Source organism: Planctobacterium sp. AWM4_229, assembly GCF_056160305.1.
This window is the reverse complement of the sequence record NZ_JBSWWX010000007.1, coordinates 53290-68338: the sequence shown is the minus strand read 5'-3', so window position 1 is coordinate 68338 and position 15049 is coordinate 53290. Positions and strand designations below refer to the sequence as shown.

Genomic DNA, 15049 nt, shown 5'->3' with positions numbered 1-15049 from the left:
ATTTACTCGCTTGAATCCAGATAAAAGTCATCAGCATTGAAGTCTTTTAGCCAGTCGTTAAATTTATCCGCGGGTAATGGGCGACTCATATAAAACCCTTGTGCTTTGGTGCATCCCACTTCCTGTAAAAACTTCAGTGTTTCACCATCTTCAACGCCTTCAGCCACGGTTTTCAATCCGAGATTTTGTGCCAGTGACATGAGTGTTCTCACCATGATTTTATCGTCTTCACTTTTAGCCAAATCCAGCACAAAAGCCTTGTCTATTTTCAGCTCATCCACTGGCATTTTTTTAAGTTGTGCCATGGAAGAGTAACCTGTTCCAAAATCATCGATAGACAGGGTAATGCCCATACGTCTGAGGGTATTTAGGGCCTTTAAGGCGCTTTCAGGATCAGACATAACCGCGCTCTCGGTAACTTCCAAAGTGAGCATGGTATTGTCCACATCAAATTCCGACATTAACTCCGCAACATAAGTGGGTAATTGCATATCCACCAGATCGATTGCCGAAATGTTCACCGCCATGCCAATGTCATAACCCAGTTCTTGCCACTGTTTGTATTGTTTAAAGGCAACGCGCAGGCCCCAGTGGGTGACGTCTCTGATGGCACCCGTTTGCTCTGCTAAGGGGATAAAATCATCTGGGGGAATAAAGCCGTGTACCGGATGTATCCAGCGGATAAGACATTCGACAGTGGTAATTTTACGCTCACTAATGGCTAGTTTGGGTTGATAAAACAGCTGCAGTTGTCCCTCTGCCAGTGCCCCGCGTAATTCCGACATTAAGCTGAGTCGTTGTACAGAGTATTTGTTTAAACTGTCCTGGTAGATGGCGTAGGGGAAGTGTTTACCTTTACAACTGTATAGAGCAATATCCGCACATTGTAATAGTCCTTCAGATGATTGCGCATCTTGCGGATAGGTGGCAATACCCATACTGATATCCACATCCAGAGAAAGTTGCTCGATGACAAATGGGCGGTCAAACAAACCTGAGAAATTTTCCGCTACGGCTTTGGGATCTCGTCCGGTAATGTCTTCAACCACAATGGCAAATTCATCGCCGCCAATATGGGCTATGAACACGCCCTCATAAGCAAAGGCTTTCAGACGATTGGCGATTTCTTTAAGCAATTGATCACCGGCTTCATGGCCAATGGTATCGTTGATCTCTTTGAAGCGGTCCAGGTCCATCATCAACACAGCCAGTTGTCGGTCAGGATGTGTTGCAATATTTTCTGCCAGGTGGTTTTTAAACTGGTTGCGATTGGGCAAGTGGGTTAGTGAGTCGTAATAAGCCAGGTATTGGATTTCTTCTTCACGCTTTTTAATACCCTCCTGCATCGAATGGATAGCGCCCGATAGAGACTCCACTTCATTGGTGCTGGCTTTGGGAAACTCTTCAACGTATTTGCCTTGGCGAATTTTATTGGCGACATCCACCAGACGGGTTACCGGACGGGTGATGCCATTTGATAACAAAGCTGCAGCCACAAGCGCCATCACAGCGGCAATCACCAGAATGAAAATAAGCTGCCCCAAAAGACTGTTGTAGGACAGATAAGCCTTGTCTTCTACTGTACTCAAGACCAATTCCATGGGCATATCACGCCATCTGCCCAGTTCACTGGCGATGTATATCCACTGGCTGAGCTCATCGGAGAATTGGTTGAGTTCGCCATTGACTAAAATCGTTTGCTGTACCAGGAATTCAGCCTCTTCAGCTGCGTGGGTGGTGGCAACGAGTCTATTTTCGGCTCCGATAAAAATCAGGCTCATGTTCATTTCTGTCAGGCTGATAAGGCGGTCGTTGAACAGGTTTTCGGCCTTGATACCCATGAATACCCAAGCATTAATATTGCGTGAGCTTTCCACAAATTTCACAGGCATGGAGCGCACCAGATACACGGTATCTTCGACACTGTGCCAATGAATGCCATCAGGTAAAAAGTTAGAAGCGTCGATATTTAAGTCCTGGGAGGGTAATAGGGGACTGGACACAATATTGCGGCCGTCTTTGTCTTGCACCCAGGCTATATCGGCGCCGGCCCGCGCCTGGAAATTCTCCAGGGCTGACAACAGACTGGCTGTGTCATCTTCGCTGGTGGCAATAAGTTGTTTAAAACTAAAGTCTTTGCTTAGGGTGTTGAGGGCATCACGCAACGAGATTGAGCGGTTTTCAATTTTGTCTTGCACCACGCTGGCTGAGGTTTGAGCATAAGACATCAACTGACCAGTGCTGTGTTTATAGGTTGCTGATTGCACCGTATAGAGCGTTACGATAACCACCAGAGTCAGCATCAACAAGAAGTTCAGCAGTATTCTGGTTCTGAGGGAATTAAACCCGTTAAATGAAGTAGAAGTCATGATGTTATTTTTCGTTTTTTATCAGAACAGCGATTTTTCGACGTTAGAATCTGCATGATAGTACCGATTCGCGTCAGGAGAAAATTATTCTTCACGATACTGCCGGACTTTGATGGTTTTACCTTGCTTTTGACTTAATAGAGCAAGTTGTAAAAAGCGCGCTACTTCTGCAGCCGCCTTGATTGAAACTGGTGATGGCGATTCGTAACGAATGGCCTGCACTATTTGTTCATAGAAGTCCATATAGTTACCACGTAAGGTGGGAACCGTTTGCTCTGTAAGGGATTCAAGCTCGGTTGTATCCTGCTCATTGACCGTATATAGGGTTCCGAAGTTGCTTACTGAGTCTTGACCGTAGCTTTCGTCATCAATTGCCATACCCGCTTGCAGTTGTGCTTCCTGTACATCCATACCGTATTTCACGAAAGTCCCTTTGGTGCCCTGAAGATCAAAGCGCTTCACCGGCGCAGCATTGTGATTTGAAGCCGCAAGTAGCACTTCTTTGTCGGTATAGTGCAGTTGTACGTTGAAGTAGTCGTCGACAGCACTACCGCTACGAGTGTTCAATACTCTCGCAGTAATGGCCTCGGGGCTACCAAATAGATAAAGTGCCTGGTCTAACAGGTGGGGGCCCAGATCCAACCACAAACCACTGCCCGGTCCGGGCTGCTCTTTCCACTTGCTTTTTGGGACTGGTCTGAAGCGATCAAAGTTTGATTCAAAGCGCTTTATCTCCCCAAGTTTTTTATCGGTAATTAATTGCGCGACTGTTTGAAAGTCACCATCCCAACGCCTGTTATGAAAGGGAAAAAGCTGCACATCTTGCTGCTCTGCATGGCGTTGCAGATCCTGTATTTCTTTGAGATGCAAAGCGACGGGTTTTTCAACTACCACATGCCGTCCTGATTTCAGCGCTTTCATCGCTATGGGGTAGTGATATTGATTAGGAGTCGTTACCACTACCAGGTCGGCATCGCTTGCTGCCAAAAGTTCATCAGGGGAGGCATAGCATTTCGCTTCTGGTAGCATCGACGCCACAAGTTCTGGTTTAGAGCTGGACACGGCAGATAAATTGAGTTCTGGATGATTCTTTAGTAGAGGAAGGTGCAGGTTTTGCGCAATGCTACCAAAGCCGATTAACGCCACATTTATCATGATTGCCTCTGGAAGTAGTAAAACTATGTTTTATCAGACTTTAGTCTATATTTAATAGGTTATTCTGGAGTAGCCAAGTCATTTATGTCATAAATGACGATAAAGCACGATCTTTTCGAATGAGCAACAATTCTAGCATACAAGACAAGAACTGCGCTGATGCGGTAACCATCTTATACCGTAACAGTTATGGCGGTCACGTGGTGAACTTTCTCGCCTCCTCGGTGCTGGCTTTTGCATTCTACAATGAGCAAAGTCACTATGAAAAGTTAATCTGGTTTGCTTTTATGGCCACCTTGTTAACCTGCCGCTTATTGGATAGTTGTTATTTTACGTTTTACCTAAACAACACAATTCCTGACTCTCAAGCTGTACATTATAAACAGCGCTTTTTCACGCAAGTACTGGTGACGGCAATTGCGTGGGCTATCTACCCGTTTCTGGTATTTAATACTTTGGACACACTTGAGTATACCGCTACTGCCATCATTTATGCCGCACTTGCAGGTGGTAGTGTCACAGTACTTTCTGCAGATAAAAGAATTTCCAGGTTATACAGCCTGTTTATGCTGCTACCCCTATCGATATTGTCGGTTATGTCGAATGAACCCATTATGCAGACCTTGGGCACGATGGGGTTTATCTATGCCGCAGTCATGTTTGTTTCCGCCACACAAGCATCTAAGTTTACCAGTGATGCCATTTCATTAAAAAATCAAAATGCCGTTCTGCTTGGGCAGGTAGAAAAAGAAAAAGAGGCAGTCAGGGAAAGTAATCAAAAGTTATGTGAAGCGATGGATGAGTTGAACAAGGTCAATGAACAGCTTGAAGAGAAAGTGCATCAGCGTACCCGCCAGATCATCAAGCTCAATAAGCAGGACTCTTTGACTGGTCTGTTAAACAGAGCGGCTATTTTAGAGGCATTGGAGGCGCGGATAGCGCAAAGTATCGAGCAAAGCACCGGCTTTTTCCTGTTGTTTGTGGACCTAAACAATTTTAAAAAAATCAATGACAGCCTCGGGCATGATGCCGGTGATAAGGTGTTGCGCAGTGTCGCTGCAACGTTACTTGCCATTAACCAAAAAGTAGCCATTGGGCGTTGGGGGGGCGATGAGTTTGTTATTGTACAAGAGTGTGACGATGCTGTATCTGATAGAAAAAATAACAGCGTAAGTAGCCTTGAGCAACAGGCGCGTGATTTTTCGCAACAGCTCATGCAGAGGATTGGAGGCATTCCCGTGCCGGAAGAAACTGATAGCTTTCTCAGTGCCTCTATAGGCATCGCTCTTTTTCCGACCCACAGTATCAATGCTAATGAGCTAATCCACATGGCAGACATTGCCATGTTTGAGCAAAAGTACAATCGCGATGCGACTCCGGTAATGTTTGACAGTGCTATATTGCACAGCCTCAATGAGAAGGAAAAACTAAAAATTGGCCTGGAACAGGCGCTGGAAAAACACCAGTTACGCCTGGAGTTTCAGCCTATCGTTGATATAAAGCAGCAAAAAGTATTGAGTTTTGAGGCACTTGCACGCTGGAAGTTTAATGATACTGAAATTCCACCTACGATATTTATTGAACTGGCTGAGAAACAAGGGTTGATTGTCGCGATTGGCGAATGGGTTCTGGTGCAAGCCTGTTTGAGTGCGTCAAGGTGGCAAGCGCAACAGAATGCCGGGGTATCAGTTAACATTTCTACCCATCAGTTGTTGCACGTCAATTTTATTCGCTCTGTACAGCACGCCCTCACGGTGAGCGGGTTAGCGCCCGAAAAATTGAATCTGGAGATCACTGAAACGGTTTTTTGCGGCGATATAGAGCAGGCCAGAAGAGCGCTACAAGAGGTTAAGGCGCTCGGGGTGACCATTGCCATTGATGATTTTGGAACGGGCTATTCTTCTTTATCACAGATAGAGCAACTACCGGTAAATTGTATCAAGGTAGATCGGCATTTTGTTACCAATCTGGCGGCTAATGGCGGTGTGATATTAAGAGCGACAAATATGATGGCTAAAGAAATGGCATTGCAAATCGTAGCAGAGGGCGTTGAAACGGAGCATCAGATGCAATTCCTACAAAATTTAGGCATTCATGCACTGCAAGGCTTCTTTTTTTCAAAACCGCTTTCAGAAAGCGCTGTTGGCGATTATGCTTTGTCTCAAACACTAACCAGTAGTGAGAACTCCATGGCCCCTGAGATGGCCGGGTAAAGCGGGAACTCACAGTAACAAAAGTTATCTTCTCTTTGGTATGACAATACGCGCAACCCTCGTGGTTTCAGGACCACTACAAGCCGGTGTGGCGGCCGCTCTCACACAATTCGTCTACAAGAATAATGGCAATATCACTGATTTTGATCAGTACGTTGACGTTGAAACTGAGCCGCGCATGTTCTTCGCTCGAATGGAGTGGGAGTTGGCGGGTTTTCAGGTGCCTGAAGATGAGATAATCGATGCCTTAAAAGCTGATATTAACGGTAAATACCAGTTAACGTTGGACTTGCGCATTATGGACAGGCCTTTAAAGATGGCCATCATGGTTACCAAACAACTACCCTGTTTTTACGGTATGTTAGCCAAAATATTGTCTCACGAATGGAATGTTGAGCCAACCATGGTGGTAAGTAACCGCATGGATATGGAAGTGGACGCTAAACGCTTTGATTTACCCTTCCACTATTTGCCGATTACGCCAGAAACCCGTGAAGCACAGGGAGAAAAAGCGCTGGCACTTTTTGAGCAAAACGGTATTGATGTGGTGGTGCTGGCAAAATATATGCAGATCATACCGCCTAATGTTTTATCTCGCTGGTCTGGACGTATGATCAATATTCACCATTCCATGTTACCTGCTTTTGTAGGGGCAAAGCCTTATCATCAAGCCCGAGAATACGGTGTTAAATTTATCGGTGCTACGGCGCATTACGTTACGGAAGAGCTGGATGAAGGGCCCATCATCATGCAAAACGTCAAACCCATTACTCACCGCCAGACGGCAGATGAATTGGTCAACATGGGCAAGTCCATCGAAACTGAAACCTTACTGCGGGCAGTGGAGCTGCACCTACAGCATCGCATTGTGATATCAGGACGTCGCTCGATAATATTTGATTAGATTGTTGGGCGAAATTCAGTCTTAAGAATCCCTATATCTTTTTTAACTTCGATGTAGCCTGACAGACGCCATCCATGGCTTTTCTGAACCAAATCCCTTTGGTCCACATACCATTTCTTTTTGCCAAAAAGAAACCGTATGCGAAAGAAAAAGGCTCCCCACATTACGCTTGATCCATTGAAAAACTACAAGTTTCCGTCGTCACGATGCGCGTCCATGCTTAGGCGTGACTTGATTTTCTTCCCTGAAAAACACCGGTAACTTGCTTCACGTATTTCAATGGCGCTTCATGAGGGGAAATAGGGTGGTTTATTTACTTCAATGCGATACGACAATATTAGACTTCGTTAGCCCACTTATTCTAAGTATCTTAACTTGTTGGTAAAACACTTTAACTTCATAACCCTATGAATTTATTAATATAAATGCAACTTTGAGGGGCAGTAGATTGGCAAAAATTCAATTGATTGTGGGGATACCTTAGACTCCAGTTCGACAAAGGTACCCATATCAACCACCTTTGTCCGCATGGCCGGTTACTGTTCCTAACAAAAACGACATTCACTACTTCTATGTAGTTCAATGCGAACTTATATATCAAATCTACAATATCGGATGAGACATCATCCCTGATGTCACTGCTTCAGGTTTCTTCTTCACAGGAGGCTTAACTCGCACAGTGATAGAACACTTATGGACTTCGAGTTCGCAATCGGGTGGTTATTAAAGAAGCTTCTAGAGTGCTGTTTTTGACAGGATGAAATGACCGCATATTTAAGATAACTGCTAATCAATATGGGCCAATTCGAAGGGCGATTAATTACTGTCTATAATTCCTAAAGAATTATAGACAGTAAGCACACGTCGAAGTTTAAACGTTTTTTAGCTGCTTAATGTTTAATAAACATGGCTCCATCATTTGTCAATTCGTTGTGAGTACCACCATGCCATCCAAAATTTGCACATTGATGTGTGTAAATTCTTAGCTTTTTCCCGCTCATAAATGCTGACAGAGCTATGGATAGCATCTGATCGTATTGAGAATGAGATTTGTATACAAACAATGTATTTTCGTTTGTACATTCTGATGGATTACCAAAACTCCCTTTCAGGAAAAAGCCTTGCCCACGAACGATTTCGAGCTCATCAACGGGTGCCGTACTTGTCCATCCACCGGATATCGCTGAAAACGATACAATATAAAAAATTACAATTAAAAAAATTTTCAAAAACCATTTCTCCTTCAAGAATTTGAGTCTGCTAACTACTATATCAAAGAGCAAATATTCATTGGCTATACAGCTTTAAGAGTAGGTGGCAGCCAACCAGTATTTGCCTTTGTTTAAACTTTTCGTTCAGGATTATTTTGATAGTTCGATAAAAGATGCCTTTTTGCAATCATCGGTTCCTATCGCAACAATTTTTACTTTCTTATTACCAGTAGTAAACGCCGCAATGGCGAGCGAAAACATTCTTTGGTGAAACTCAGGTGAAGGGCTTAATTCCATTGGGAAAACAATTGCTTTATTGTTACAAATCCCTTCACCAGCAGTCACATAAATCCAAAAGTTATCAGTCGAACCATCATTTGAACTAGATATTTTGTATATTTCAGCATTTTTAATCAGTTCTCCAGCTACCAATTGAAAAGAAAAAAGACAAAACAATGCAATACAAATTTTTTTCATCGAAAACTCCATAAGAGGCAAATTACAAAATTAAAGGGCAAATATTGGTTGGCAATACTGCTTGAAGAGAGAGCCCCAACCAACGAGTATTTGGTCATTTTTGAATTTTCTTGTTATGCGGCAAACTCAATCTATACTATGAAGATACCAAACATAGGTATATATTGGTACTCGGAGTAAAGTTATGGCTAAAAACACTAGTATCACTTTGGGTGAGCATTTTGATGGTTTTATAACAAATCAAATTCAAAGTGGACGCTATGGATCTGCCAGTGAGGTGATACGATCTGCATTGCGTTTGCTTGAAACACAGGAAACCAAATTAGAAACGCTACGTCAGCTTTTGGTTGAAGGTGAAGAAAGTGGGATCGCTGAATTTGATATGGATGACTTTATCGCTGAATTGGACAACGAGAAACAGAAGTGAAGCCTTTTCAAATTTCCTCAAAGGCAAAAGCAGATCTAAGAGAAATTGCAATGTTCACTGAACGCCGCTGGGGGAGAGAGCAGAGGAATATTTACCTTAAACAGCTTGATGCTTCTTTTTGGTTATTAACAGAAAACAAGGATGCAGGAAAAGCCTGCGATGAAATCCGACCTGGCTACCGAAAGTTTCCGCAAGGAAGTCATGTGATTTTTTATAAACGAGTTGATAGCCAGCACATCCAAATAATCAGAATTCTACACAAAAGTATGGACGTCATACCGATTATTGGCGGATAACAGTTTAAAAGTGCGCTACTTACACGTTTTTCATCTGCGCTCCCGCGTCTTGGCAAAAAGGGGGAAGCTTCAAAGAGGGAAAACTCCTCTTCTAATAAGTCGCATCAAAGAGCCAAATTTAAAGATGAGCATTCATCTCTAAATCGGCATCATCGAACGATTGATTCGCGGCAGTGCAGACTACCGGATTCAACCAGAAAAAAGCTTAGTGCAGGATACGAGTCTTAATCGTACCGTTAATGGCTTGCAGCGCCTGGAAGGCATCTTCTGCGTGGTCGGTTTCTACATCAATAACCACATAACCAATATTCTCATTGGTTTGCAGGTACTGTGCGGCGATGTTGACATTCATTTCCGTAAACGCCTGGTTAATTTGCGTTAGTACACCAGGTGCATTTTTGTGTATGTGCAACAGGCGTGAACGACCAATGTGCTCTGGCAAAGATACTTCGGGAAAGTTAACCGCCGATAGTGTTGAGCCATTGTCGCTGTATTTTGCGATTTTACCTGCCACTTCTTTACCGATATTTTCCTGTGCTTCTTGCGTGCTGCCACCGACGTGGGGAGTGAGGATCACGTTGTCAAACTCGCGCAGTGGAGAGACAAATTCTTCACTATTGGATTTCGGCTCTACCGGGAATACATCAATAGCGGCACCGCCAATTTTGTTAGCACGTAGTGCGTCTGCTAAGGCATCGATATCTACCACTGTTCCTCTGGAGGCATTGATTAAAATCGACCCTTGCTTCATCACTTCCAGTTCGGCAGCGCCAATCATATCTTTGGTAGATGGCGTTTCAGGTACATGCAAAGAGACCACATCCGATGTTTTTAGTAGCTCAGTTAAAGACGCCACTTGTTCAGCGTTACCCAGCACCAACTTATCTTCAATATCGTAGAAGCGCACTTTCATACCCAAGTGCTCTGCCAAAATTGAAAGTTGTGTACCAATGTGGCCGTAACCAATGATACCCAAGGTTTTACCGCGTGCCTCAAAGCTACCCACAGCGCTTTTATCCCAGCCACCATTGTGAGCATGGGCATTTTTAGCAGGAATCCCACGCAACAACAGAATGATTTCGCCAAGTACCAGCTCTGCTACAGAGCGAGTATTAGAAAATGGCGCATTGAAGACGGGAATGCCTCGGGCTTGTGTTGCTATCAGATCAACCTGGTTGGTGCCAATGCAAAAACAGCCTACCGCCACTAATTTGGATGCCGCAGCAACCACTTGTTCCGTGAGTTGGGTTCTGGAGCGGATACCGATAAAGTGCACATCGGCGACTTTTTCCATTAACTCAGCTTCAGGTAGGGAAGTCTTAAGGTATTCAATGTTGCTGTAACCTTGGTTTTTCAGGGTTTCCAGGGCACTTTGGTGTACGCCTTCTAACAACAGGATTTTAATCTTATCTTTTGGGAGAGAAACTTTACTCATGGTGAATATACCTTGAAACTTCAATAGCTTAGCGAAAACAGAAACGCTATTTGTGGTTCGAATTCGCGGATAATGTAAATTAGATGTCTGGACGTCTAAAATGGGTTGCGCAACAATAGCAAATTGCACGTGAACTGCAAGCCTTTATTTTACTGGCAACCCATTATTTACAAACGTACAGGAAGGTTACACGATGGCAGACTATTTAATCGTAACCACACCAGAATCTGTGCCTACCAGTACAACGTTTGCCCCGCGTTTGGCAAACAAGCCATTGGTTACGACACCCACAATGGCATTGATTTGTTTTTCAAGTTCCACGGGATTCAGAATTTTTAAGTTGTGCACATCTAAAATGACATTGCCGTTATCCGTGATAACACCCTCGCGGTAAACAGGATCCCCACCTAGTTTAAGTAGTTCTCTGGCAACATAGGAGCGAGCCATGGGGATAACCTCAACTGGTAAGGGGAATTTGCCCAGCATAGGCACTTGTTTGGTATCGTCAATAATGCAAATGAATTGATCGGCCACCGCGGCAACAATTTTTTCGCGGGTAAGGGCAGCACCACCACCTTTAATCATGTGTTTGTGCTCAGTGATCTCATCGGCGCCGTCAACATAAATGTCAAAGTTGCCCACGCTATTTAAATCCATAACTTCAATGCCGAGTGCTTTGAGTCGTTTGGTGCTTTCTTCAGAGCTGGAAACCGCGGCCTGTATGTCGTTTTTGATGTCCGCCAGCCCTTCGATAAAATAATTAACGGTGGAGCCTGTACCCACACCAATAATGCTGTCTGGTTGAACGTACGACAAGGCTGCGGCAGCGGCAGCGCGTTTTTTCTGGTCCTGATCCATTTGTTTACTCGTTTTGAGGTATGTTTGGGGAAATTATACCGGGAATCTTTTACCTGCAAACCCATTAGCTGCAATTAATTATTCTGCTCGGGGTAATGATCTTATCAAGCGGAATATCCCAATTTTCCTGAGGTAATGCGTCTACTTGCTGACAATCGTGAGCTAGGCCTATGAGGCTAATGTTTGCTTGCTGTTTAAGTGAAGATAGGGTGCGATCGTAATAACCCCCGCCCATACCTAATCTATTGCCATTTAAGTCAAATCCCACTAGCGGGGTGAATATCAGTTGGTGTTGGGTCAATGGCACAATATCAGGTACTTCACAGACGGGCTCATCAATGCCGTATTGATTGCTACGCATCTTACTGTTGGCTGAGTATTGCAAAAACAGTAAGTGACCTTTGGCAAATGGATGGATAACCGGGAGAGAGGTTTTAATTGCTTTTGTCCAACAGTATTCAATCAATGGCTTGGGGTTTAGCTCACCATCATTGGCCAGATAAAAGACACAGGTTTCAGCGTTGCTTAAGACATTATTGGCGACAATATTGTCCAGCAATTTAATACTGGCGTCTTGTTGTTGCTCTGTGCTTAATGATTGCCTGGCTTTTCTGAGTTGCTGTCTTAATTGTTTGCGCTCTGTTTTGCTTGCCTGAATGACCACTGTGAGTTTCGAGTAGTTGATTAGAGAAATGTTTATAGCAAAGAAGACTCAAAAAACAAAGCCGCACTGAGGCGGCTTTGAAATGCAGGGAGGGGTCAACAGTCACTACTTGCTGTCCCTATTTGTTAAATGCTCACTGCTTATTGAATAGAGCATCAAGGCTGAATTTTTTGGCGCCATTAATACTCAGTACCAGGAAGCCACCCGCCATAGACAGATTTTTAAAGAAATTTAAAAATTCCGCCTGATCAGCGATGTTATTGTGGAAAACTAGGGCTGAAGCGATGGAGAATACGGCTAAACCCAGGGCCGCCAGGCGTGTTTGAAAGCCAAGGATAAGCGCCAATGCGCCGCCAATTTCAGCGAAAATAACCAGTGGCAACAAGCCGCCGGGTACGCCCATTGCTTCCATCCAGCCAGCAGTGCCTTCATAAGCGCTGATTTTGTTGCTACCTGCCAGCAAGAACAGCGTACTTAATAAGATTCGGGCAATTACATCGATAATAGAAGCTAGCGTACCGTTTTGATCAAAAGTTAAGATTTCAGTTTTCATGTTTATACCCAAACCACCTCAAGATGCATGCTTCAGAGCTATCATAGCGCTTTCAGTACAAGGCGCACTTGAGAAGGAATGTCGGCTACCTTTCAAACAAGTGCAACACAGTAATGGAAGCGCTGTGAAGCTCCCGAAGGGCGGGGCCTAAAAGTATTTATGCGGCGTCAAATTGTATCGACGTGAGAACAACCATGCCATCTCCAATTTACCTTGCCTAAATCCTTTTATTCTCCCGCTGAAGTCGAGTATCTTGAGGTAGTTTGGGTATATATCCTCTGAAGGTTAGTAATTTGTTTCGACAGGGATAATAATAGTTCGATCAAATGATTTTAAAAGTGCAATAAATAGCCTTAAGATTTCTAAAAAATAGAAGATTCAAGGTGTCCGCTGTCAATTACTATGAATCTTTGATTACCCGGTTTTCGATTTCGCCTAATTCCAATACACTGGCACATAAGGTTTTGAAATTGATCTACAGTGTAGATATTCAAATTAATGACAATAGGGAGTTGCTAATGAAAAAAGTCCTCATCGTTTTGCTGGTTATCTTGATCGCCGCTGGTGGTTTTGTTTTTCTGGGACTATCTGGTCTGGATGATCTGATCAAACAGCAGATTGAGACACAGGGAAGTAAGGTGACAAAAACCTCGGTAACTGTGAGCAAAGTTGAAACTAAGTTAACGGAAGCTAAAATCACCATAGGTGGATTGAGTATTGCCAATCCCGAAGGCTATTCAGTTGATGATGCTTTTAAATTGAATACCGTGAGATTGGATCTGGGAACGTCCACCAGTGAGCCTTATGTCATTGAAGAGATACTCATTGATGCACCAGAAGTACTCTACGAGCTGGGCAGTGCGGGCAAGGCTAACCTGATAACACTTAAAGAGAATCTGCAAGCTTCATTGCCGCAATCTGAAACCTCAGAGCCAACAGGCGAGGCTGCCAACCCACTTGTCAGCGTTAAGAAAATCAAGGTGCAAGCGGTTAAGCTGAAACTTAACTTGCAAGCGCTCGAGCTGGAGCAATTGCCAGCCGACAAACGCGAGTTTGAGATGACATTACCCACCTTTTATGCCGATGCCGTTGGTGTGCCGGATGGTATTCCAGCCGACCAAGTGGGCGCAGCAATTGTGGATGCCATGCTGGATAATCTAATCAAAGAAGGCAAACGCAAAGTAAAAGGGATTTTTGAAGACGAAGCTAAGCAAAAACTGGAAGAAGAAAAGCAGAAGCTGGAAGAAAAAGCCAAAGCAAAACTGAAAGGGCTGTTAGGGGGCTAACTTGCTGTCATTCCGCGAGAGATGTTGGCGTATTCGCAAAGAATACGCCATGTGTAATCAAGCTTGTAATTCCACTTTCAAAGTTTGAGCAAGACTGAAAATATCGAGGCTTTTGCCAAACTCAAATTGCATTAACGCCAGCACACCATGCATCAGCAACAGTAATTGTTGATAAGATTCGGGGTTTTCCATCAGGGCTTTTTGTGCGGCTTGCAAGCCTTGTTCTTCGTAAGTTTGCAACAGCGCTATAGAGTATTCTTCTGGTGTTTTACTTCTTGCTTTAGGCGTATATCCTAGCTCCTGTACCACCATTTCCGCCATCTTCCATACTGACCAAGGGTTTTGTCCGGTGATCAACTTGCCATCTTGGCTGACTTGCTCGAGATATGTATTACCGGGTTTAAAGTTAGCGCCTTGCGCCACCAGTTTATCCTCTAACAAAAATGGAAAAATTTCTTCGGCATCAGGGATGATTATCAGCTCTTCCTCATTGGTAAAACCGCTGACATTTTTATCGGCCAACAACCAGTCACCATTGTCCAGCTTAACATTCACCAACGCCGCCGGGCCGTGGCACACCGCACTGATGACCTTATCATCCTGGTACATCTGTTTGGTAATGCGCTGAATGTCTGGGTTATCTGGAAAATCAAACATGGTGCCTTTACCGCCAACATAATACACAGCTTCATAATGTTCTGGGTCGATATTAGCTAATGGAATCGATTGGTTAAGGCGTTTTTGAATCGACTTATCGTTCAGAAAGGCATAGTCGAAAGCGCCCATGTCTTCACCATCCAGCACTCGTGGTGGCTGACCCCCTAGAGGACTGGCAAAATCCACCTCAAAGCCATTGGCCACAAAGACATAATAGGCACGTGCCAGCTCGGTATGTTCATAGCCTGTGTCTTTGTTGTCGCCCATCTTGTCAGTGCTGGTGAGTACCGCGAGTATCTTGCCACGATTTTCCAGGACGTTTTCCATCACGTAAGGCAAGTCTTGGGTTTGTGTTTGCTTTAACGCCTGAAAGTGGGCTTTGTCTGGCAATAAGCTTTTTAACCAGCTTTTACTACCATGAAACAGGGCAGCACCAAGGGCTACCAGAACGATCATTGAAATAAGGGTTTTCTTTAACATTATGGACTCCCGAAACGAATATGCTGTTAGCGTATCGGGAGCCGTGTGAAATGAGCGTGAAATA

General features: G+C 44.1%; 14 protein-coding genes. 5 read left to right on the top strand and 9 right to left on the bottom strand.

Annotated elements, in window-relative coordinates; genetic code table 11:
• Window positions 1-2: 2 nt before the first annotated feature.
• Window positions 3-2369 carry a putative bifunctional diguanylate cyclase/phosphodiesterase gene (locus tag ACXAGP_RS16090; RefSeq protein ID WP_475262586.1) on the bottom strand — a complete coding sequence of 789 codons (2367 nt, stop codon included), beginning with the start codon at window positions 2367-2369 and terminating at the stop codon, window positions 3-5.
• Between the two features lie 84 nt (window positions 2370-2453).
• Window positions 2454-3524 carry a Gfo/Idh/MocA family oxidoreductase gene (locus ACXAGP_RS16085; protein ID WP_475262585.1) on the bottom strand — a complete coding sequence of 357 codons (1071 nt, stop codon included), beginning with the start codon at window positions 3522-3524 and terminating at the stop codon, window positions 2454-2456.
• Window positions 3525-3643: 119 nt separating this feature from the next.
• Here ACXAGP_RS16085 and ACXAGP_RS16080 point away from each other — a divergent pair, with 119 nt between their 5' ends.
• Both ACXAGP_RS16080 and purU read left to right on the top strand, forming a co-directional pair.
• On the top strand, window positions 3644-5737 hold the full coding sequence (locus tag ACXAGP_RS16080; protein ID WP_475262584.1) for a putative bifunctional diguanylate cyclase/phosphodiesterase: 2094 nt from the start codon (window positions 3644-3646) through the stop codon (window positions 5735-5737).
• A 40-nt stretch (window positions 5738-5777) separates the two neighbouring features.
• On the top strand, window positions 5778-6641 hold the full coding sequence (gene purU, locus ACXAGP_RS16075; RefSeq protein ID WP_475262583.1) for a formyltetrahydrofolate deformylase: 864 nt from the start codon (window positions 5778-5780) through the stop codon (window positions 6639-6641).
• A gap of 890 nt (window positions 6642-7531) precedes the next feature.
• Here the strand turns inward: purU and ACXAGP_RS16070 are convergent.
• Entirely contained in the window at window positions 7532-7870 is a 339-nt protein-coding gene (locus ACXAGP_RS16070) for a hypothetical protein (protein WP_475262582.1), read from the bottom strand.
• Window positions 7871-8002: 132 nt separating this feature from the next.
• Entirely contained in the window at window positions 8003-8329 is a 327-nt protein-coding gene (locus tag ACXAGP_RS16065; RefSeq protein WP_475262581.1) for a DUF5992 family protein, read from the bottom strand.
• A 184-nt stretch (window positions 8330-8513) separates the two neighbouring features.
• Between ACXAGP_RS16065 and ACXAGP_RS16060 the strand changes: the two genes are divergently transcribed.
• Both ACXAGP_RS16060 and ACXAGP_RS16055 read left to right on the top strand, forming a co-directional pair.
• Window positions 8514-8756, top strand: a complete 243-nt coding sequence (locus ACXAGP_RS16060; RefSeq protein ID WP_475262580.1) for a type II toxin-antitoxin system ParD family antitoxin — start codon at window positions 8514-8516, stop codon at window positions 8754-8756.
• On the top strand, window positions 8753-9052 hold the full coding sequence (locus ACXAGP_RS16055; protein WP_475262579.1) for a type II toxin-antitoxin system RelE/ParE family toxin: 300 nt from the start codon (window positions 8753-8755) through the stop codon (window positions 9050-9052). Before ACXAGP_RS16060 ends, ACXAGP_RS16055 begins: the two co-directional genes overlap by 4 nt.
• Window positions 9053-9257: 205 nt before the next feature.
• Here ACXAGP_RS16055 and serA read toward each other — a convergent pair whose 3' ends face one another.
• The 4 genes from serA to ACXAGP_RS16035 all read right to left on the bottom strand — a co-directional run bounded on the left by serA (window position 9258) and on the right by ACXAGP_RS16035 (window position 12562).
• A complete protein-coding gene (gene serA, locus ACXAGP_RS16050; protein ID WP_475262578.1) occupies window positions 9258-10487 on the bottom strand; it encodes a phosphoglycerate dehydrogenase in 1230 nt (409 codons plus the stop codon).
• Window positions 10488-10688: 201 nt separating this feature from the next.
• A complete protein-coding gene (gene rpiA / locus ACXAGP_RS16045) occupies window positions 10689-11345 on the bottom strand; it encodes a ribose-5-phosphate isomerase RpiA (RefSeq protein ID WP_475262577.1) in 657 nt (218 codons plus the stop codon).
• A gap of 64 nt (window positions 11346-11409) precedes the next feature.
• Window positions 11410-12009 carry a 5-formyltetrahydrofolate cyclo-ligase gene (locus tag ACXAGP_RS16040; RefSeq protein WP_475262576.1) on the bottom strand — a complete coding sequence of 200 codons (600 nt, stop codon included), beginning with the start codon at window positions 12007-12009 and terminating at the stop codon, window positions 11410-11412.
• A 133-nt stretch (window positions 12010-12142) separates the two neighbouring features.
• The gene (locus ACXAGP_RS16035) at window positions 12143-12562 is read right to left on the bottom strand and encodes a DoxX family protein (RefSeq protein ID WP_475262575.1); all 420 of its coding nucleotides are present in this window, start codon (window positions 12560-12562) and stop codon (window positions 12143-12145) included.
• Window positions 12563-13080: 518 nt separating this feature from the next.
• Between ACXAGP_RS16035 and ACXAGP_RS16030 the strand changes: the two genes are divergently transcribed.
• On the top strand, window positions 13081-13848 hold the full coding sequence (locus ACXAGP_RS16030) for a DUF748 domain-containing protein (protein ID WP_475262574.1): 768 nt from the start codon (window positions 13081-13083) through the stop codon (window positions 13846-13848).
• Between the two features lie 57 nt (window positions 13849-13905).
• On the opposite strand, the gene ACXAGP_RS16025 is transcribed toward ACXAGP_RS16030, so the two are convergent.
• Complete coding sequence (locus ACXAGP_RS16025; RefSeq protein WP_475262573.1) at window positions 13906-14985, bottom strand: type 1 glutamine amidotransferase domain-containing protein; 1080 nt, start codon at window positions 14983-14985, stop codon at window positions 13906-13908.
• Between the last annotated feature and the right edge of the window lie 64 nt (window positions 14986-15049).